The 19,378-nt window shown below is 75.9% G+C and carries 16 protein-coding genes; 6 read left to right on the top strand and 10 right to left on the bottom strand.

Features of this window, described 5'->3' with window-relative positions; all coding sequences use genetic code 11:
* Positions 1–51: 51 nt before the first annotated feature.
* Both OG286_RS32655 and OG286_RS32660 read right to left on the bottom strand, forming a co-directional pair.
* Positions 52–885 (bottom strand): DsbA family protein, encoded by an 834-nt coding sequence (locus tag OG286_RS32655; RefSeq protein WP_396323933.1) that lies wholly within the window; start codon positions 883–885, stop codon positions 52–54.
* A gap of 188 nt (positions 886–1,073) precedes the next feature.
* Positions 1,074–1,751, bottom strand: coding sequence for a hypothetical protein (locus OG286_RS32660; RefSeq protein WP_396323934.1), 678 nt, complete (start codon positions 1,749–1,751; stop codon positions 1,074–1,076).
* 208 nt (positions 1,752–1,959) lie between these two features.
* On the opposite strand from OG286_RS32660, the gene OG286_RS32665 reads away from it, so the two are divergent.
* Complete coding sequence (locus OG286_RS32665; protein ID WP_396323935.1) at positions 1,960–2,856, top strand: CHAD domain-containing protein; 897 nt, start codon at positions 1,960–1,962, stop codon at positions 2,854–2,856.
* 5 nt (positions 2,857–2,861) lie between these two features.
* Here OG286_RS32665 and OG286_RS32670 read toward each other — a convergent pair whose 3' ends face one another.
* Positions 2,862–3,656 (bottom strand): uracil-DNA glycosylase, encoded by a 795-nt coding sequence (locus OG286_RS32670; RefSeq protein ID WP_396323936.1) that lies wholly within the window; start codon positions 3,654–3,656, stop codon positions 2,862–2,864.
* A 155-nt stretch (positions 3,657–3,811) separates the two neighbouring features.
* On the opposite strand from OG286_RS32670, the gene OG286_RS32675 reads away from it, so the two are divergent.
* Both OG286_RS32675 and OG286_RS32680 read left to right on the top strand, forming a co-directional pair.
* Positions 3,812–4,771: a slipin family protein gene (locus OG286_RS32675; protein ID WP_396323937.1), complete on the top strand. Its 960-nt coding sequence runs from the start codon at positions 3,812–3,814 to the stop codon at positions 4,769–4,771.
* A gap of 143 nt (positions 4,772–4,914) precedes the next feature.
* Complete coding sequence (locus OG286_RS32680) at positions 4,915–5,379, top strand: CBS domain-containing protein (RefSeq protein WP_396323938.1); 465 nt, start codon at positions 4,915–4,917, stop codon at positions 5,377–5,379.
* Positions 5,380–5,534: 155 nt separating this feature from the next.
* On the opposite strand, the gene OG286_RS32685 is transcribed toward OG286_RS32680, so the two are convergent.
* From OG286_RS32685 to OG286_RS32700, 4 genes are all read right to left on the bottom strand, one after another.
* Positions 5,535–6,677: a DUF6183 family protein gene (locus tag OG286_RS32685; protein WP_396323939.1), complete on the bottom strand. Its 1,143-nt coding sequence runs from the start codon at positions 6,675–6,677 to the stop codon at positions 5,535–5,537.
* Between the two features lie 43 nt (positions 6,678–6,720).
* The gene (gene fxsT / locus OG286_RS32690) at positions 6,721–10,434 is read right to left on the bottom strand and encodes an FxSxx-COOH system tetratricopeptide repeat protein (protein WP_405365962.1); all 3,714 of its coding nucleotides are present in this window, start codon (positions 10,432–10,434) and stop codon (positions 6,721–6,723) included.
* Positions 10,435–10,478: 44 nt separating this feature from the next.
* Positions 10,479–10,958 carry a hypothetical protein gene (locus OG286_RS32695; RefSeq protein ID WP_396323941.1) on the bottom strand — a complete coding sequence of 160 codons (480 nt, stop codon included), beginning with the start codon at positions 10,956–10,958 and terminating at the stop codon, positions 10,479–10,481.
* A gap of 113 nt (positions 10,959–11,071) precedes the next feature.
* Entirely contained in the window at positions 11,072–13,978 is a 2,907-nt protein-coding gene (locus OG286_RS32700) for an FAD-binding and (Fe-S)-binding domain-containing protein (RefSeq protein WP_405365963.1), read from the bottom strand.
* A gap of 125 nt (positions 13,979–14,103) precedes the next feature.
* On the opposite strand from OG286_RS32700, the gene OG286_RS32705 reads away from it, so the two are divergent.
* Both OG286_RS32705 and OG286_RS32710 read left to right on the top strand, forming a co-directional pair.
* The gene (locus OG286_RS32705; RefSeq protein WP_396323943.1) at positions 14,104–14,367 is read left to right on the top strand and encodes a hypothetical protein; all 264 of its coding nucleotides are present in this window, start codon (positions 14,104–14,106) and stop codon (positions 14,365–14,367) included.
* A 187-nt stretch (positions 14,368–14,554) separates the two neighbouring features.
* Positions 14,555–14,758, top strand: a complete 204-nt coding sequence (locus OG286_RS32710; RefSeq protein WP_396323944.1) for a hypothetical protein — start codon at positions 14,555–14,557, stop codon at positions 14,756–14,758.
* Positions 14,759–14,764: 6 nt separating this feature from the next.
* On the opposite strand, the gene OG286_RS32715 is transcribed toward OG286_RS32710, so the two are convergent.
* The gene (locus tag OG286_RS32715) at positions 14,765–15,796 is read right to left on the bottom strand and encodes a glycosyltransferase family 2 protein (protein ID WP_396323945.1); all 1,032 of its coding nucleotides are present in this window, start codon (positions 15,794–15,796) and stop codon (positions 14,765–14,767) included.
* A 318-nt stretch (positions 15,797–16,114) separates the two neighbouring features.
* Complete coding sequence (locus OG286_RS32720) at positions 16,115–17,695, bottom strand: MFS transporter (protein ID WP_396323946.1); 1,581 nt, start codon at positions 17,693–17,695, stop codon at positions 16,115–16,117.
* Positions 17,696–17,804: 109 nt separating this feature from the next.
* Between OG286_RS32720 and OG286_RS32725 the strand changes: the two genes are divergently transcribed.
* On the top strand, positions 17,805–18,419 hold the full coding sequence (locus tag OG286_RS32725) for a TetR family transcriptional regulator (protein ID WP_396323967.1): 615 nt from the start codon (positions 17,805–17,807) through the stop codon (positions 18,417–18,419).
* A 161-nt stretch (positions 18,420–18,580) separates the two neighbouring features.
* Here OG286_RS32725 and OG286_RS32730 read toward each other — a convergent pair whose 3' ends face one another.
* Entirely contained in the window at positions 18,581–19,285 is a 705-nt protein-coding gene (locus OG286_RS32730) for a transglycosylase SLT domain-containing protein (protein ID WP_405365964.1), read from the bottom strand.
* Positions 19,286–19,378 lie beyond the last annotated feature (93 nt).

Here is a 19,378-nt window from a genome sequence, read left to right on the forward strand (position 1 = left end):
GGTGGGTGAGAAGGGCCGGCCCGGCCGGGGTGTCGGCCGGGCCGGTGGTGCTCACTGCAAGCCCGCGGCCTGCTTCACCTGCGTGGTGAACTGCTCCGGCGTCACCGCGCGGTTCCCGCTGGACAGGGTGATCGGCTTGCCGTCCATCTTCACCGTCGGCGTGCCCGTCACCCCGCTGTCGTTGAACGCGTCCGCCACCTTCGCCGCCCACGGCGCGTAGGTGCGGTCGGTGACCGCCTTGACGAAGGCGTCCGTCTTCAGGCCCGGCACCTTGTCGGCCAGGTCCAGCAGGTGGTTGACGTTGCCGAAGCCGTCCTCGCGCTCGTCCGGCTGGTTGGCGTACAGCACGTCGTGGAACTGCTTGAACTTGTCCACGCCCTCGTTCAGCGCGGCCCCGACGGCGGCCAGCGCGGTGCGCGAGCCCTTGCCGCCGAGGTTCTTGTCCAGGAACGCGGCCAGGTGGTACTCCACCTTGACCGTTCCGTCGTCCGCCAGCTTCCTGACGGTGTCGCCGTTGGTCGCCTCGAAGTTCTTGCAGACCGGGCAGCGGAAGTCCTCGAAGACCTGAAGGGTGTGCGCGGCGTCCGCCTTGCCGTAGGTGATCACCGTGCCGTCCGGGCCGCCGGCGTTGGCCGGGACGACCAGCGCGGTCGGCTCGGCCGCCGCCGTGGTGTCGGAGGAGGACGACTTGTCGCCGCCCGCCGCTGTGATCGCCAGCACCGTCCCGCCCGCCAGGGCGAGAACGGCGACGATCGACACGGCGACCACGATCCGCTGCCGGCGCTTGGCGGCCAGCTGCTCCAGGCGCTGCGCCTCCTGGATCCGCTGGCGGGCGCTGATCTTCTCGGACTGCTTACGGGTGGGCCTGTCGGTGGGCTGGGCCATGGTGGGTCAACTCCTGTACGCGGCGCGCGGGCGCGCGCGGGGGTGCCCGCCTCGTCGCGGTGGCGGCGCTGGGCGCCGGCACGTGCGCGGGACGAGGGGGGCTCGGTCGGTGAACGCGGGAGTTGTGCGCACTGCCTGCGCGGGCGGCGTCGGCCGCTGCCGGGCAGCGGGGTGACGGACGCGGGGCGTCAGCAGGCAGGCGCGAGAAGCGGCGGACCGCGCCGGGGCGCCGGGCTGAGCACCACGGCCTCGCGGCGCGGCCGCGGGCGGTCCGAGGCGGGCAGCGGTACCCGCCGCACCGGGCGGACCGGCACCGGCGCCAGCAGCAGGAGCAGCGCCCGCAGCGGGGCCGCCACCGACTGGCGCAGGGCCCGCAGCGCCCGGGCCAGACCGGACAGGGCGGCGTCGCCCAGCCGCAGCCAGGCGGCCGCGGCCAGCGCCACCATCAGGTGGACCAGCAGGACCAGCAGCTGGGTCACCGCCGGCGCGACCGGCCCGGCATGCCCGAACTGTCCGGAGAACAGCGACCCGTCCACCGAGCCGCCGCCGCACACCAGCAGGTTCACGCCGCGCGCGGGGACGTGGTCCGCCCCGAGCACCGGCCCACAGCCGGCCTGTCCCAGGTTGAAGGTCGTGTTGAGCAGCAGCTCGACCGGGACCAGCACGGCCGAGATGTGCAACAGCCGCCGCTCCCCGCCGGCCAGCACACCCGCCACCAGGAAGACGACGACGACCGCGGCGGCCACCAGGGTCAGCGGCAGCGGGCGACCGGTGATGACGACCTGGCCCAGCGCGGACAGCGGCACGGCGAGCGCGGTGAACACCGCGGCCCGCAGGGCCCTCGTCGCCGGGGTGGAAGTCGTCACGCCCCGGAGTATGCCACGGCGCTTACATCCCGCACGAGGGTGCGTCGGGGGCCGGCGGGCAGCGGTCGCGGGCACTGCCCCGCGGCGGCCGTCCGCTCGCGGGCGCCGGGGGCGCGGGGTTCACCGGCGGGACGGGTTCGGGGCGCTGCCGGGGCCCGGCGGAGGACCTAGCCTGGAAGGCGTCCCGGAGGCCCCGAGGAGGGGGTGAGTGCGCGTGGGCGCAGACGGTCCCACGGTCGGTGCGGTACTGCTCGACCGGATCGGGGCGCAGGCAGCCGTGCTGGCCGGACTGGACGATGCCGTGCGGGAGGACGAGCCGGACGCGGTGCACCGGATGCGGGTGGCCTGCCGGCGGCTGCGCAGCGCGCTGCGGACGTACCGGAGGCTGTTCGCCCCCGGGGCGACCGACGTGCTGGTGGCCGAGCTGCGCTGGCTTGGAGCGGCGCTCGGGCGGGCCCGGGACCGGGAGGTGCTGCGCGAGCGGCTGGTGGCGCGGGCGCGGGAGCTGCCGGCGGCGTGCGGCCCGGAGCGCGTGGCGGCCGAGGTGGAGCGGTGGGGGCGGGCCGAGTACCGGCGGGTCCGGCCCGAGGTGGTGGCGGCGCTGGACAGTCCGCGGCGGCGAGCCCTGGCGGACGGCCTGGCCGCGCTGCTGGCCGAACCGCCGCTGCGCGGGCGGGCGGAGCGGGTCGCCGGGCGGGAGCTGGCCAGGGTCGCCGCGCGGGAGCAGCGGCGGACGGCGGAGCGGGTGCGGCGGGCGCTGGCCGCCGAGGACGACGGCACCGCGCAGGTCCGGGACGAGGCGCTCCACGACGCCCGGAAGGCGGCGAAGCGGGCCCGGTACGCGGGGGAGACGGCGGTGCCGGTGGGCGGCCGGGCGGCGGAGAGGTACGTCGAGCGGATGAAGGCGGTGCAGGACGTGCTCGGCGAGCACCAGGACGCGGTGGTCGCGGCGGCGGCCCTGCGGGAGCAGGCGGAGGGTTCCGGCGAGACGTTCGGGTACGGCGTGCTGTACGCGCAGGAGCTGGCGGCCGCCGAGGCGGCGCGGCGGGAGCTTCCGGTGGTCTGGGCCCGCGCGGAGAAGCGGACGCCGGCGCGGTTCGGCTGAGCCCGTCACTCCTCCTCGCGCGGGGCGAGCCCCGCCGAGCGGGCGGCGGTGCGGAGCAGGTCGCGCAGCATCGGGGTGGTCAGCCGGCCGGTGTTCGTGTTGCGCGGGCTGACGTGGTAGCACCCGTACAGCTCCAGCGGCGGGCCGCCGTCGCGGGCCGGCAGGGTGACGTGGGCGCCGTGGCCGAAGGCGGGCCGAGGGCGGGGGAGCTGCCAGCCGGCGGCCTCGACCGCGGGCAGCAGCGCCTGCCAGGCGAAGCCGCCGAGCGCGACCACCGTCCGGACGGTGGGCCGCAGCAGCTCCAGCTCGCGGACGATCCACGGGCGGCAGGTGTCGCGTTCGCCGGTGGTCGGCGTGTTGTCCGGCGGTGCGCAGCGGACCGGGTCGGTGATCCGGACGCCGTGCAGGCGCAGTCCGTCGCCGTACCGGACGGACTCGGGGCGGTTGGCCAGGCCGAGCCGGTGCAGGGCGGCGTAGAGGAGGTCGCCGGAGGGGTCGCCGGTGAAGATCCGGCCGGTGCGGTTGGCGCCGTGGGCGGCGGGGGCGAGGCCGACCAGGACGAGCGGGGCGTCGGGCGGGCCGAACCCGGGGATCGGGCGGGCCCAGTAGTCCCAGTCGAGGTAGGCGCGGCGCTTGGTGCGGGCGGTCTCCTCGCGCCACCGGACCAGGCGCGGGCAGGCGCGGCAGCCGGTGACCACCCGGTCGAGCGCGGCCAGCCCCTCGGCCCGGGCGGCGGCCGCGGCGGGGTGGCGCGGGTCGTCGGGATCGGCGGCCGGGCCTTCGTCGGCGGGCTGGGGCATGGGCCCGATCCTAGGGCTTGGGCCGCCACGGCTGCGGAGTCCGCGCGTTCCGGCGGGGCCCGCGCAGGCGTAGCGTGGAATCAGCTGCTCCGGCGGCCACCGGCTGGGCCGGGCCGGCGACGCCGGGACTCGCCGGTGGGCGCGAGGAGGCCGTGATGGGCGTCGATGTGGTCGTGGGAGTCATTGTCGCTGTGATCCTGCTGGCGGCCGTGGTGGCCGGGCTGAGCCTCCGGGTGGTCCAGCAGTTCCAGCGCGGCGTGGTGTTCCGCTTCGGCAAGGTGCGCGACCAGGTGCGGGATCCGGGGCTGGTGATGCTGATGCCCCTGGCCGACCGGCTGCGCAAGGTGAACGTGCAGATCGTGACGATGCCGATCCCCGCGCAGGAGGGCATCACCCGCGACAACGTGACCGTGCGGGTGGACGCGGTCGTCTACTTCCGGGTGGAGGACCCGGTGAGGGCGACCGTCAACGTGCAGGACTACAACTTCGCGATCTCGCAGGTCGCGCAGACCTCGCTGCGGTCGATCATCGGCAAGAGCGAGCTGGACGACCTGCTGGCCAACCGCGAGCCGATCAACCAGGGCCTGGAGTTGATGATCGACAGCCCCGCGCTCGGCTGGGGCATCGAGATCGACCGGGTGGAGATCAAGGACGTCGCCCTGCCGGAGTCGATGAAGCGCTCGATGTCCCGGCAGGCGGAGGCCGAGCGGGAGCGCCGCGCGCGGATCATCACGGCGGACGGCGAGTACCAGGCGTCGGCGCGGCTGTCGGAGGCGGCGGCGGTGATGAGCGCGACCCCGGCGGCGCTCCAACTGCGGCTGCTGCAGACCGTGGTGGAGGTGGCGGCGGAGAAGAACTCGACGCTGGTGCTGCCGTTCCCGGTCGAGCTGCTGCGGTTCCTGGACAGCGCCGCCGAGGTGCAGCGGCAGTCGGCCGCGAAGGGGGACGGGGGCGGGGAGGAGGAGGCGGCGGCCGGTCCGGTCGTGGACGGGCCGCGGCTTCCGCCGGTGGAGCAGCTCGAACTGCCGCCGCTGGAGGAGCTGCTGGAGCACTCGCCGCTGGAGCCGCCGGCCGACCCTCCGCAGAACGGGGGCCGCCCGGAGGCGTCGGTCTAGGCCCCGCCCGACGGGTCGGCGTCCGGCGCCAACCGTCGGGCACGCCTTGGCGGGCCAGGGCGGGCCCGGTGGCGGCACCCGCGGGGCCGGACCACGATGGAGTGAGCGGCAGCGGCAGTGACAGGCACGTCAGGAGGCCGATCATGACCAGAGCCAGCGACATCATGCACCCGGGCGCGGAGTGCATCCGTGAGCACGAGACGCTCGCCACCGCAGCGCGGATCATGAAGGAACGCGACGTCGGGGCGCTGCCCATCTGCGGCGAGCGGCAGAAGCTGCTGGGCATCGTCACCGACCGGGACATCGTGCTGAAGTGCGTCGCCGAGGGCCGCGACCCGGCGGAGGTCACCGCGGGCGAACTGGCCCAGGGACGGCCGATGACGGTGGAGGCGGACGAGGACGCCGAGCAGGTGCTGCGGGTGATGGAGCAGTACCGGGTGCGCCGGCTGCCGGTGATCAACCACCCGGAGCACGAGCTCGTCGGGATGATCAGCGAGGCCGACATCGCCCGGGGGCTGCCGCAGGCCCGGCTGGCGGAGTTCGTCTCGGCGGTCTGCGCGGAGGAGGACCCGAGGTCGACGGAGGTGCAGCAGCCGCAGGGCGCGTAGCGGTGCCGGGCCGGTAGCGGCGGGGCGTTGTCGACGAGGACGACCCGCAGGGCATCGTGCGCCGGCTCGCGGAGGTCGCGAGCCGTAGCCTTGCTGCCGTGGCGCGGGCGGGCGCCTTCCTGTGCACACGGTGCCTGGGACCGGCCGCTTCCCGCCTACCCGCCCTCGTAGTCGGTGGCTGCCAGCACGGCCAGCCGGTGGCCTCCGGGCGAGAGGGTCAGGAGCGCGAAGTCCTTGGAATCCTGGTTGAACCAGTGCGTGGACGCCTGGAAGCCGTACCAGGCGCACTCCTGTGCCCGCTGCTCCACCTCGGCGGGTGAGGCGCCGTGGGCAGCGTCCGACAGGGCTGCCAGTGACTGCCACGCGGCCAGGCGGCCGTACGCGCCGTAGCACCAGTCGCTCTCCGGGCCTGCACCGGTGGATGCCGCGGCGAAGAGCAGGCGCCAGGCCTCCGCCGGCGATCCCGTGCGGACCCTGAGATGGCCGGGGTCGGCCAGCTCCGCCAGGCAGGCCATGGGGAGCGAGGCCAGGACGGCGTGCACGGCGCCGGGGCCGACGGGAGCGTCGGCGACGTAGATCCCCGACTCGACCCGCCCGTTGTGCCGCCGCGCCCAGGGTTCCACGGCCGCGGTGATCGTGTGCTCCTCGGCGATCCTTCGCACGGACGGCACGCCGCCGGGATCGCCGCCCGGCGGCCTGGCGCCCTGCGGCAGCCCGTAGCCCGAGCCGTACGCCACCCCGCCGCGGGAGTACCTCGGCAGAGCGGGCCTGCGCTCCACCGGGGAGAGCGACCAGGGCAGCCAGGCCAGCGGGTGGTCGTTCCAGAACGGCGAGTTCGCCGCCCACCGCACCGCTTCCGGCGACTGCGCGACCGGTGCGTCCCTGAGCACCAGCTCGTGGATCAGGCAGGCGCGCAACTCGTCGGGGGTGTCGTCGTACGGCCGACCCGGTGTGAACAGTGCCGCGAGGTCCGCCACGGACTGATGGGCGGCCAGAACGGCGGCCGCCCGGCGGACCGGCCTGCCGGTCCGTGTCCGGGTGGCGAGCCCCAGCCGCATCGCGTGCCCGACGTTCTCCCGCCCGGGTGTGGTGGTCACGTCCCACAGGATCCGGTCGAACAGGTACCGGTGCTCGGCGCCCGCCGTACCCGAGCCGTAGCGCGCGTGCAGTGCCGCGCCGAAGGCAGCCAGGTACGCCGTGTCACCGCGCTCCAGGTGCTGGTCGAGGAGCATGCACGCGTCCCCCACGAACTCCTGGCCGGCCAGCCCGTTGACGAGCCGCTGTATCTCATCCGTCACGGGGTGAGCCTACGGTCGTCCCGACCGGCTGCGGCGGCGGTGCTCAGGTCGGCTGGGTCTCCAGTTCGCGGTCGAGGAGCCGCAGTGCGCGGGCCGCGAGGGTGTCCGGATGGTCCTCGCCGAGGCGGCGCGCGAGGGCTGCGACGGCGTGCCGGTGCAGGTCGGTGGCGGCGGGGTTGCCCTCCCTGAGGAGGGTGAGCGCGAGGTTGGCCGCGCAGGCGAGGGTGTCGGGGTGGTCCTGCCCGTAGTGGCCGGCCAGGCCGTCGAGGGCCTGGCGGTGCAGCTGCCCGGCTTCGGCGTGACGGCCTTCGTCGGTCAGGGCGTTGGCGAGGTTGACGGTCGCGTGCAGGGTGAACGGGTGGGCCGGCCCGACCGTCCGGGTGAGGGCGTCCACCGTTGTGCGGCCGTCCCGGGCGGCCGCGCGGGAGTCCCCGGCCCGGCGACGGTAGACGGCGAGGTTGTTGGCGCACGCCAGGGTGAACGGGTGCTCGTCGTCGAACATCTGCCGGTAGGCGCCGTGGACGCGCGCGGTCAGCCGGTGGGCGGCCGCGTGGTCGCCGGCGGCGCTCTGGTCGCCGGCCCGGCTGAGCGCGCAGACCAGCCCGTCGGGGGCATCGAAGCCGTACCGCTCCAGGTAGCGGTCGAAGGCCTCCTCGGTGATCCGGCGCGCCTGCGCGAGTCGTCCGGTGCGGCGCAGTGCGGTGCCCAGCAGGGTGGCGTTGCGCAGGTGCTCCGGCAGGTCGGGCTCCAGCACGCCTTCGAGGTCGGCCATGACCTCCCGCAGGAGCGCGATCGCGCCCTCGTGGTCGCCGAGTTCGCACAGGTCGCGGGCGAGGCAGGTCTTGGTGGAGAGGGTGTACGGGTGGCGCGGGCCGAGTACGGCGGTGCGCCGGTCCAGCGTCTCCCGGTCGAGTTCTCGGGCGGCGCCGCTGTCGCCGACGAGCCGGTGGTCGATGGCGAGGTTGTTGGCCATGGAGAGCGTGCGCGGGTTGTCGTCGCCGAACAACTCGCGGAACCGGTCGAGGATTTCGCGGTCGAGGTCGAGCGCGGCCTGGAACCGGCCGAGCGCCCGCCGGTCGGCGCCGAGCGAGCCGGCGGTCATCAGGGTGTACGGGTGGTGCTCGCCGAGCAGGGCCCGCTGGCGCTCCAGGGTGGCCTCGTCCAGGGCGAGCGCCCCGTGGTAGTCGCCCTGCGCGCGCAGCACATTGGCGAGTTGGAAGCGGAGCAGCAGGGTCTGCCGGTCGTCCGAGCCGAGCTTCTCGGCCCAGAGTGCCAACAGCGACCGCCCGAGCTCCAGCGCCTGCGCCAGTTCTCCGCGTTGCCTCAGGTAGCGGACGCGGTCGATGAGCAGGATGCGGGTCTCCGGTTCGTCGCACAGGTGCGCGTCGGAGGGGTAGAGGTGCGGCCAGATCTCCTCGAAGGCGGGCCAGTTGGCCGGGTCGTCGGTGTCGCCGAGGACGGGCCGTGCGCCGCTGAGGATCCGGTGCACCGTGTGCTTGGCGTCGAGCTGCGGCCCGGTGCCGTCCAGCGAGTCCCGGACCACCGTCTGGACCAGCCGGTGCAGTTGGAGGCCGCCCGCCTCGGCGTCCACCCGGGCGAGCGAGTAGCGGCCGATGGCGCGGACGGCGGCGGCGACGGCGAAGGCGTCGGTCACGGCCGGGTCGGACCCGGCGAGGGCCTCGACCATCCGGTCGCCGTAGAGCAGGCCGGTCGAGATCGGCTCGGGCGCGAAGTAGGCGCAGAGCTGCAGAAGCCGTGCTGCGGCCGGGGACTGCACGCGCAGCCGGCCGATCGAGACGCCCCAGGTGGCGGCCACCGAGCGCGGGTAGTCGAAGGCGCCCTCGGCGGCGAGTGCGTGCCGGAGTTCGGCGAGGTACGCGGTGACGGGCATCGCGGTGGCGTCCAGCCAGGCGGCTGCGACCTCGACGGCGAGCGGCAGGTCGCCGAGGGCCTCGGCGACCGCGTTGGCGTCGCCGTCCGAGAGGGAGCGGACCCGGCGGCGCAGGTGCTCGGTGCTCTCCCGGCGGGTGAAGACGTCGACCGCCAGCGCGCTGGCGGCCCTGGTCCAGCCGAGGTTGCGGGACGTGACCAGGATCCGGCCCGGCCCGTCGGGGAAGTACGGCCGCAGGTCGGCCGGTTCGTCGGCGTTGTCGAAGACGAGCAGCCAGCGCGTGGTCGGGTTGCCGCGGCCGAGTGCCTCCCGGGCGGCCTCGGCGGCCTCGGCGACCGAGTCGCCGACGGGCAGCCCGAGCCGTCGGGCGAGGCCGGCCAGGGCGAGGGCCACCGACTCGGTCTGCTCGGCGTCGATCCACCAGATCAGGTCGTACTCCGCCCGGTACCGGTGCGCGTACTCCAGTGCGAGCTGGGTCTTGCCGATCCCGCCCAGGCCGTAGAGGGTCTGCGAGGTGGGCAGGACGGCTGCCACCCCGGCGCCGAGCTGGCGGTGCAGGTGGTCCAGCACCGCCCGGCGGCCGGTGAAGGACGGGTGGCGGGGCGGCACCTTGAAGTGGGCGGGGACGGAGCCGGGGTGGCGCAGGCCGGTCAGGTCGGGTGCCCGGTCCGCGCCGCCCACCGCGGCGAGCAGGGCGGTCGCGGCCTGCTCGGGCCCGAGCCCGACCAGGTCGACCACGGGGCCGTCGACGGGGACGGGCTCGATCCGGAGGGTGACGGCCCGCCCGGGGGCGCCGCCGAGCCCGGTCCCGGGCGGGCCCGGCGTCAGGCGCTCGCGCAGGAATGCGGGGGAGAGCAGGGTGAGCGTCCATTCGCCGGCCTCCGGGAGGACGGTCAGGCCGGCCCGGTGCAGGACGGCCTCGGCCCAGCGCGCCCAGAGGGCGTCCTCGGGGGCGTGGACGAGGGTGACGGCGGCCCCCTCGAACGGGAGCCGGCACAGGTCGCAGCCGCTGAGTCGGCCGTGCTGGACGGTTCCGCGGCGCGGGTGGAGCCCGGGCATGGCGCCGGGGTCCGTGAGGATCCGGGCGGCCGTCTGCGCCAGGTCGGCCGGGAGGCGGCCGGAGCGGGCCGTGAGCTCGGACAGCTCCCCTGCGGGCAGGGCAAGATCGTGTACGGCAAACCGGTCGGCCAGGTAGCCGGCCGCTTCCTCGGCGGTGAAGGGCCCGACCCGAACGACCCGGCGCCGGCTGGTCCGCAGTTGCTGGTCCGTCCGGCGGGTGGTGACGACGACCCGGCCGGTGGCGCTCGGGGCGGGCCAGACCGCGGGCAGGTCGGCGGGATCGGCCAGGCCGTCGAGCACGATCAGCCAGCTCCGGTCGGTGGTGTTGAGCCAGGAGAGCAGCCGCTCGGCCGCCGTCGGCCCGAGCGCGCTCCCGAGGCCCAGCCGGTCGGCGGCCGTGGCGTACGCATGCCGGACCGAGGCGGCGCTGCCCGCGTCGGCCCACAGCACGAAGTCCACCGCGCCTGTTCGCAGCGCCAGTTGGACGTGGTGGGCGGCGGCGTGGGTCTTCCCGGTACCGGCCGGACCGCTGAGTACCGCCGACTGCAGCGTGCCGGGCACACCGCCACGGCTGCCCGCCCCCGGCGTCCCGGGCCTGCCGGTCCGGCCGGCTTCGCCGGGGAGGGCGAGCACGCCGTCGACGGCCGGCCGGTGGTGGTAGCAGTCGGCTAGCAGGGGGACGGCACCGACCTGGACCGGCAGGCCGAGGGCGGTCGGGGCGGCGGTCGGGTGGTGGTGGAGATGGACGTCGCGGACGGTCTCCGCCACCACGCCGCCCGAGTTGAGCAGGTCGCGCTGGCTGTACACGCCGCCGTGCGGGGCGGCGGGGCCGGGCCGGGCCCCGGGAGCGGTCAGCGCGGGGCCGCTCCCGGCGGGGTAGGGCGGTCGGGCGTTCCGATGGTGACCGGGCCGCCGAAGTCGCGGCCGATGGCGCCGCCGTGGTTGCTGATGTCCCGGCCGGCCGTCACACCGCTGTTCTCCGCCCGGACGGACGCGGCCGCCCGCGCGGCGGCCGCCTCGTCGAGCAGGGCCCGGAGCTGTTCGGCGGCCGGCGCCTGCTCCTCCGGGGAGAGTTCGTCGAGGAAGTCCTCCAGCCGGGTCTGCCAGGAGGCCGCCTGCCGGCCGGACACGGCGTCCAGCTCGCCGGGCGGGGCGGCCCCAAGGGCCTCCTCGGTCCGGTCGAGGCGCTCCAGCGCGGCCCGTTCGGCTTCCGGCCGGCCCCGGCCCAGCAGCCGGCCCACGCGTTCCCGGAGACCGGCCCAGACGTCCGTCCCCGCCGCCTGGACGATCCCCGCGCCTCCGGCCGCCGCCAGCGCGCTCAGTCCCTCCACCAGCATTCCCCGTAACCCCCAGAACCTCAGTGGACGTCTGCCCGAGTTGGTGACGGCCATTCAACTCCAATGGTTCCCCGGAGAGAAGACCGTGCGGGTGGGTCGCCGGATCGTCACCCGTCTTCGCGCAGCGCCCGCTGCATCAGCTCCGCCAGGTGCAGCGACTGCCGCCCCTCGGCGAGTTGGGAGATCTGGGTGCGGCAGCTGAAGCCGTCGGCGAGGATCACGGTGGACGGCGCGGCGGCCCGGACCTCCGGGAGCAGGACGCGCTCGGCGATCGCCTCCGAGACCTCGAAGTGGCCCCGCTCGAAGCCGAAGTTGCCGGCCAGGCCGCAGCAGCCGGAGTCCAGTACCCGGTTCCGCAGGCCCATCCGGGCCTCGACCCGGCGGTCGGCGGCGGTGCCGAGGACGGCGTGCTGGTGGCAGTGGGTCTGGGTGATCGCATCGACGGGGGCCCGGGGGAGCGGGGCGTCCGGCGCGTACTGGTCGACGAACTCGGCGAAGGTGCGGGTCCGCCGGGCGAGCGGGCTGCCGTCGGGGCCGAGCAGGCGGGGCACGTCCTCGCGCAGGGTGGCGGTGCAGCTCGGGTCCATGCCGACCACCGGGGTGTCCTCGGGCAGTCCGGTGGCGGCCAGCGCCCGCAGGCTGCGGCGCATCACCCGCCGGGCGGTGCCCAGTTGGCCGGTGGAGTACCAGGTCAGGCCGCAGCAGACCGGGCCGGACGGCAGCCGGACGTCGAAGCCGAGGTGTTCCAGCACCTCGACGGCGGCGCGCAGCACGTTCGGCTGGAGGTGGTCGGAGAAGGTGTCCGGCCAGAGCAGGACGGGCCGGGCGCCGGCCGGGGCCGGGTGGGCGGCGCGGTGGCGGCGGTACCAGCGGGTGAAGGTCTCGGGTGGGAAGACCGGGACGACCCGGCGCCGGTCCACCCCGCCGAGCCGCTTCAGCAGCCCGGCCGCCGGGGAGCGGGCGGCCAGGTTGGCCGCACCGGGGGCGAGGGCGACCGCCCGCAGCCAGAGCGGCAGCCAGCCCATCGAGTAGTGGGGGAGCGGCCGTGGCCGGTGGCGGTAGTGCTGGTACAGGAACTCGGTCCGGTAGGTGGCCATGTCGACGTGGACCGGGCAGTCGCTCGCGCAGCCCTTGCAGCCGAGGCAGAGGTCCAGCGCCTCCCGGACCTCGGGCGAGCGCCAGCCGTCCGGGATCGCTCCCCCGGAGGCCCCCACGCCGCCGCGCAGCATCTCGGCGAGCAGCCGGGCGCGGCCCCGGGTGGAGTGCCGTTCCTCGCCGGTGGCCATGTAACTCGGGCACATCACCCCGGTATCGGGGTCCACGCACTTGGCCACGCCGACGCAGCGGCGCACCGCCTTGGCGAGGCTGCCGTCGTCCTGCTCGTACGGGAGGGCGAGCGGCAGTTCGCGGACCGGCCCGGCGAATCGCAGGTCGGAGTCGAGCGGGCGAGGGTCGACCAGGGCGCCCGGGTTGAGCAGGTTCCCGGGATCCCAGATGCGCTTGAACTCGCCGAACAGGCCGATGATTTCGGGCCGGTACATGCGCGGCAGCAGCTCGCCCCGGGCCTGCCCGTCGCCGTGCTCGCCGGAGAGCGAACCCCCGTACGAGACCGCGAGATCGGCGGCCTGCTCCATGAACTCCCGGAACACCAGCACCCCTTGGGGCTCGGTGAGCGGGAAGTCGATCCGCAGGTGGACGCAGCCCTCGCCGAAGTGCCCGTACGGCACTCCGCGCAGGCTGTGCCGGCGCAGCAGGGCCCGCAGGTCGCGCAGGTAGTCGCCGAGGCGCTCCGGCGGGACGGCCGAGTCCTCCCAGCCGGGCCAGGCCTCGCCGCCCCCGGGCAGCCGGGTGACGATCCCGGCGCCGGCCTCGCGCACCCCCCAGAGCTGACGCTGCTCGCCCGGGTCGGTGACCAGGGCGACGGCGGCCGAGGGCTCGCGGCGGACCGCGTCCGCGAGCTCCCGGGCGGCCTGGTAGGCCTCCAGCGCGGTGGCGCCGCCGACCTCCAGGAACAGCCAGCCGGCGCCCTCGGGCAGCCGGTCCAGTGCGGGTGGGCGCGGCCCGGCGGCGAGCAGCGAGGCGATCAGGTCGGCGGCCATCCCCTCGACGGTCAGCGGGCGCAGGGGCAGCAGCGCGGGGACGGCGTCGGCGGCGGCGGTCTCGTCGGGGTAGCCGGCCACCACCAGGGCGCGGACCGGCGGGTCCTCGACCAGCCGGACGGTCGCGCCGAGCAGCAGCGCGCAGGTGCCCTCGGTGCCGGTGAGCGCCCGGGCGAGGTCGTACCCCCGCTCGGGCAGCAGCGCGTCCAGCGGGTAGCCGGAGGTGCGGCGGGGCAGGTCCGGCATGCCCTGGCGGATCAGGGCGAGATTGCGGTCGGTGAACTCCCGGAGTTCGCGGTGGAGTCGGCCGGCCCCGCCGGGCAGCGCCGGCAGTGCGGCGCGCGCGTCGGGCGAGAGCGGGCCGCCGACGGTCAGCTCGGTGCCGTCGGCGAGCAGCAGGTCCAGCGACTCCACGTTGTCGGCCGTCCGTCCCCAGGCCACCGAGTGCGCGCCGCAGGAGTCGTTGCCGATCATGCCGCCGAGCGTGCACCGGCTGTGCGTGGACGGGTCGGGCCCGAACCGCAGCCCGTGTGGGCGGGCGGCCCGTTGGAGGTCGTCCAGGACGGCGCCGGGCTCGACCCGGGCGGTGCGGCGTTCCCGGTCCACCCCGAGCACCGCGCCCAGGTGGCGCCGGAAGTCCAGGACGACGGCGCCCGGGCCGATCGCCTGCCCGCCGATGCTGGTCCCGGCCCCGCGCGGCACCACCGGCACCCCGTACTGGCGGCAGAGCGCGAGCGCGGTGCGCACGTCGTCCAGGTCGGCCGGCTTGACCACGCCGAGCGGCAGGTGGCGGTAGTTGGAGGCGTCGTGGCTGTAGACGGTGCGCTCGGCGGCGCCGAAGCGGACCTCGCCGCGCAGCGTGGCGGCCAACTCCCGGGCGAGGTCGGCGCCGGGGGTGGCGGACGGTCGGCTCACGGTGGACCTCCCGGGGTGGGGCGGGCTGGCGTACCGCCGCCGATCATCGCAGCCGGGCCCCCGCCCGCGGTACGGGCCACCCCGGGGTACCTCCGACGGGGTGTCATCTGGCAGGGTCGGGTGTCGTGATCTCCGAGAACGAGGCCGGCGCCACCGACGGAACCAGCCCCTACCTCGCCGGCCTGCCGATCGGCGAGCGGCCGCCCTTCCCGGTCGACGGCGCCCCGTCCTGGGACATCTTCCCGTACGAGGGCGAGCTGCGGACCAAGGTGCTGGACGCGCCGGAGCTGCCCGAACCGCCCCGCCAGGGCGAGGACGGGCCAAGAGCTGCAAGCAGTGCGCCCGCCCGGACGCGGACTTCCTCTGGACGGACGCGCACTGGCGGCTGAGCACCGCCGAGGCCCCCTCCGGACTGCCCGCCGTCGTCCTGCTCCAGCCGCGCGCCCACCACGACCTGTTCGACCTGCCGCCCGGGCGCGCCGCCGAGCTGGGCCCGATGCGGATGGGGGCCACCTCCCAGCCGAAGGCCGGGGGAGGGTCGAGGCGGCCCTGCTCTCGCTCGGCGGCATCGCCCGGGTGCACGTCAACAGGTGGGGTGACGGCGCCGCGCACCTGCACCTGTGGCTGATCGCCCGGCCCGAGGGCATGATGCAGCTGCGCGGCTCGACCCTTCCGCTCTGGACGGACCCCCTGCCGGCGCCGTCCGCCGAGGCGTGGGCCGCGACCGCCCGGCGGATCGCCGCCGCGATGGCCGAGGGCGGCGGCACGGCTCACGTGTGACCGCCGTCAGGAGGCCTTGCGCCGGGCCGAGCCGGTGAGGGTGCCCTTGGCGATGTGGGAGAGCTTGGCCATCTCGAACGCCGGGTAGGCGCCGCCGGCCAGGAGGGAGAACTTCACGCCCTCGCGGCCTCCGGGCCGGCGGTGCCCGGCCGGGAGGAACCGGCGGTGGTGCTCGGCGGCGCGGTGGAAGAACTGCGGACGCTCGGCGCGCGACACGCACCCGGCGAGGTCGAAGACGAAGAGGTAGTGCCGGACCATCCGGATGAACAGCGCGTCCCGGACGGCGTCCAGCTCGGGTCGCTGCGCCACCAGTTCGTCCAGCAGCGCGAAGATCCGCTCGTACTGCTCGAAGATGTCGAACCGGCTGCTCCCGGGCGAGCCGGTCGGGTGGACGGTCTCGCGGCGGCGCAGCTGGGCGCAGGCGCGCGGCAGGACGGCGATCCGCCGGGCGGTCAGCATCGCCGCGTGGACCGGCGGGATCTCCTCGTACCGGCCGTCCGGGAAGGTGAGCTCCCGGCCCTGCCAGTGCTCGCGGCGCAGCAGCCGGTCCCAGGCCAGCGCGGGCGCGCCGACCAGCTCGGGGTGGTCCAGCGGCCCGAACACCTCCGGCCCGGCCTCGGCCAGCAGCGCCTCGGCGCCGCCCGGCCAGTCCCGCCCGCCGTGCCGCCGGGTGTGACCGAACAGCAGCACGTCCACCGGCCCGGTCTGTGCCAGCCGGTCGGCCAGGGACTGCAGGGCGTCCCGGGGCAGCAGGTGGTCGGCGTCGAGGAAGAGCAGGTACTCGCCGCGTGCCCGCGCCGCGCCCGCGTTGCGGCTGACGCCGACGCCGACGGAGGCGTCCAGGTGGAGCGCCGTGATCTGCGGGTGCCGGGCGGCGAACGTGTCGACGAGCCCGGCCGGGGAGTCGGGGGACCGGTCCGCGACCACGATGACCTCGAAGTCGCGGAAGGACTGGGCGAGCAGCGAGTCCAGGCACTCCGGGAGCTGTTTCTGCTGGTCGTAGGCGGGGAGTACGACGCTGATCAGAGGTGAGGGCATGAGGCCGGAGCGTAGGAGCGGACGCGGGAGGTGGCAAAGGCCTGACGTCCCGTAATTCTGAGCAATACCCGTCAAATCGTACGAGCGTGCGCCATATCTTCACCCGTCGTGCCGGGCGCGTCCACGTCAGCACCGCACCCGGCGTTCCGCGGGGGCCGGGCACCCGGACGGCGGTGGCCGGGGGTGTTCGCCGCGCCGACGGCCCGGTGGACGGGCAGGCCGGACGGGCCGCGACGCGCCGGCCACGGCGGACCGGTGGTGGCAGAACACGGTGGGCCGGCCGCGGTGGGCCCCCGCGGCCGGTCGCAGGCCGGCGTCTCAGCGGTCGGCGCCCGTCGGCCGAGCCGCCGGCGCGCCCGTCTGCCCAGCCGCCGGCCGGTCCGGCCGCCGGAGCAGGAGCGCCACCGCGACGGCGGCCAGCGCCGCCACGCCCGCCCCGGTGAGCAGGGTGACGTGCATGCCGTCGACGAACGCCGCCCGGGCGTGCCCGGCCACCGGGCCGCCGATGCGGGCGGCGGCGGCCAGCGAGGAGCGGGCCGCGTCGGCCAGCTGCGGCGGCAGACCGGTGACGTCGAGGTTGTTCCGGTAGCCGGCGCCGAGGACGCTGCCGAGGACGGCGATGCCGAGGGCGCCGCCCAGCTCGCGGGAGAGGTCGTTCATCGCCGAGCCGACGTTCTGCAGCGAGCGGGGCAGCGCGTCCGTGATGGCGGTGGTCGCGGGTGTCATCGCCAGCCCCGAACCGGCTCCGAGCAGCAGGAGGGCGGCCGCGAGCAGCCCGTACGGGCTGTCGGCGCCGAGCCCGCCGATCGCGGCCATCGCGGCGGCGATCAGCACCAGCCCGGTCACCCAGGGGCCGCGGTCGCCGAAGCGGGCGGTCAGCCGTGGGGAGAGGCGGGACAGCGGCACCATCGTCACGGCCATCGGCAGCATGCCGACCGCCGCCACCAGGGCGGTGTCGCCGCGCACCAGCTGGAGGTACTGCATGATCACGAAGATGTAGCCGAAGAAGGCGAAGAACTGGCACGTGATCGACAGCGAGCCGGCCGCGAACCGGCGGTTGCGGAACAGCCTCGGGTCCAGCAGCGGGTGGCGGCGCCGCAGCTCCCAGGCGACGAAGCCGGCCAGGACGGCCAGCCCGGCCGCGATGCCGCCGAGGGTCACCGGCGCCCCCCAGCCGTGGGTCGGCGCCTCGATGACGGAGTAGACCAGCGCGCCGAGGCCGGCCACGACCAGCAGGGCGCCGACGACGTCCAGCCGTGGGGCCTTCGGGTCGGCCGACTCGGGCACGAAGAGCAGCGTCCCGGTCAGCGCCACCAGCGCGAGCAGCACGTTCAGCAGGAACACCGAGCGCCAGGACCAGAGCTCCAGCAGCGTCCCCGAGGCGAGCAGGCCGACCACCGCACTGGCCCCCGCCACGGCCGCCCAGACGCTGACGGCCCGGGCCCGCTGGGCACGCGGGAAGGTTCCGGTGATGGTGGAGAGGGTGGCCGGCATGACCAGGGACGCGCCCACGCCGAGCAGGCCGCGCAGCGCGATGAGCACGGTCGGTTCGGTGGTCAGCGCGGCCAGCCCGGAGCCGGCGCCGAACAGGGCCAGGCCGACGAGCAGCGCGCGGCGGCGGCCGAACCGGTCGCCGAGCGCCCCCGCGGGCAGCAGCAGCGCGGCGAACACCAGGCTGTAGGCGTCGATGATCCAGGAGAGCTGGGTCTGGCTGCCGTGCGTCTCCCGGGCGATCTCGGGCAGTGCCACGTTGAGCGAGGCCATCGCGGCGACCACCGTGGCCAGCGCGAGGCAGGTGACGAGCAGGACCAGCCCGTGACGGACAGCCGGTCCGCCGGGAGCGGCGTCCGGGGGTCGGGCGGCGGCCCCAAGGCCTGTCCTGGGATCGGTGACGGTCATGGCGGGTGTCCTTCTCTCCGTGGCGAACGGGCGCCGGCCTCCCGGGTGCGGGGCGGGGCCGGCTCGATGCGGCCAGAGTGGGCGCGCCGCCGCTAGGATTTCAACCGTGATGAATAAGTCGCCGCGCCGCGGCCGGCGGACGGGCAGCCCCGACACCCGCGCCCAGATCCTCGACGTCGCGCGCCGGCGGTTCCTCGCCGAGGGCTACGAGGCCGTCACCCTGCGCTCGGTGGCCGCCGAGGCGGGCGTCGACCTCGCCCTGATCAGCTACTTCTTCGGCTCCAAGAAGGGCCTGTTCGGAGCCGCGCTCGCACTGGCCACCAACCCCGCCGAGAGCCTCGCCCTCGTCCTGGAAGGCGAGGTGGAGACCCTGCCGGAGCGGGTGCTGACCCGGCTGCTGCACGTCTGGGACGACCCGGAGAACGCCGCCCCGCTGCGCGCCATGCTGGGCGGCGCCGCCCAGGATCCGGCCGCCGGGGTGCTGGTCAGCGAGGTGGTCCAACGCGAGATGATCGACCGGATCGCGGCCCGGATCGGCGGTGCGGACGCCCGCCGGCGCGCCTGCGAGTTCGCCTCCCACCTGGGTGGCCTGATCATGGCCCGGTACGTTCTGCGCCTCGAACCGGTGGCTTCGCTCCCGGCTGATGAAATCGCCCGCAGCTACCTCCCGGCCATGCGCCACGCCCTGCGCGTGCGGCCCGCACCGCCCCGCGCCGGCCGGTAGGCGGAAGCGCCCGGTGGCCGGAGAGGCCCGGCGCCGTGGGAAGGGCCCGGTGCGTGCAGGCGGGGACGCGGCCCGGCGGGCGGGAAAGCCGAAGACCCCGCGCGGAGCTCCGCGCGGGGTCGGCACATGCCGGGGTCGGCCTGGTGCCGGCCGGGGCCGGCCTAGTACCAGTGGTGCGACTGCCAGAACGACCAGGCGCCGCAGGGGCTGCCGTAGCGGGAGTTCATGTAGTCCAGGCCCCACTTGATCTGGGTGGCCGGGTTGGTGCGCCAGTCGGAGCCGGCGGAGGCCATCTTGGAGCCGGGAAGGGCCTGGACCAGGCCGTACGCGCCGGAGGAGGCGTTGACGGCGAGCGGGTTCCAGCTGCTCTCGTGGGAGACGATGTTGCTGAAGCACTGCAGCTGGCCGGCCGGGACGATCTGCGCGGCGATGTCGCGCGGGCTGCCGGAGTAGCTCGGCTTGGCGTTGAGGGCCGGGCGCTCCTGCGAGCGGGAGGCGGCGGCCCGGGCGTCGGCCTTGGCCTTCGCGTCGGCCTCGGCCTGTGCCTGGGCGGCGGCCTGGGCCTGTGCCTGGGCGGCGGCCTGGGCCTGGGCCTGCGCGGCAGCGGCGGCGTCCGCCTCGGCCTGCGCCTGGGCGGCGGCCTGCGCCTGGGCGGCCGCGGCGGCGTCGGCCTGGGGGGCCGGCGCCTGCTCGGCAGCCGGCTGCCCGTCCACGGAGACCCCGGAGACACCGGCCACCGGGGCGGCGGCCTCGGCGACGTTGCCGCCGCTCTGCGGGATGGCGAGGGCGGCGGTGGCCGCGCTCGCCACCACGAGGGTGGTGATACCGGTGATCAGCGAGTTGCGGCGGGCATGGCTGAGCTGCATGGAGCGGGCGATCCTTTTCCGTCGGGGGCCGTGCCGGGGGCGCGGTGGCATCCGGCACGCGGGGCGGGGCTCGGGTGAGCGGGGGCCCGCAAT

The organism is Kitasatospora sp. NBC_00039, assembly GCF_045160625.1.
GTDB lineage: Bacteria > Actinomycetota > Actinomycetes > Streptomycetales > Streptomycetaceae > Kitasatospora.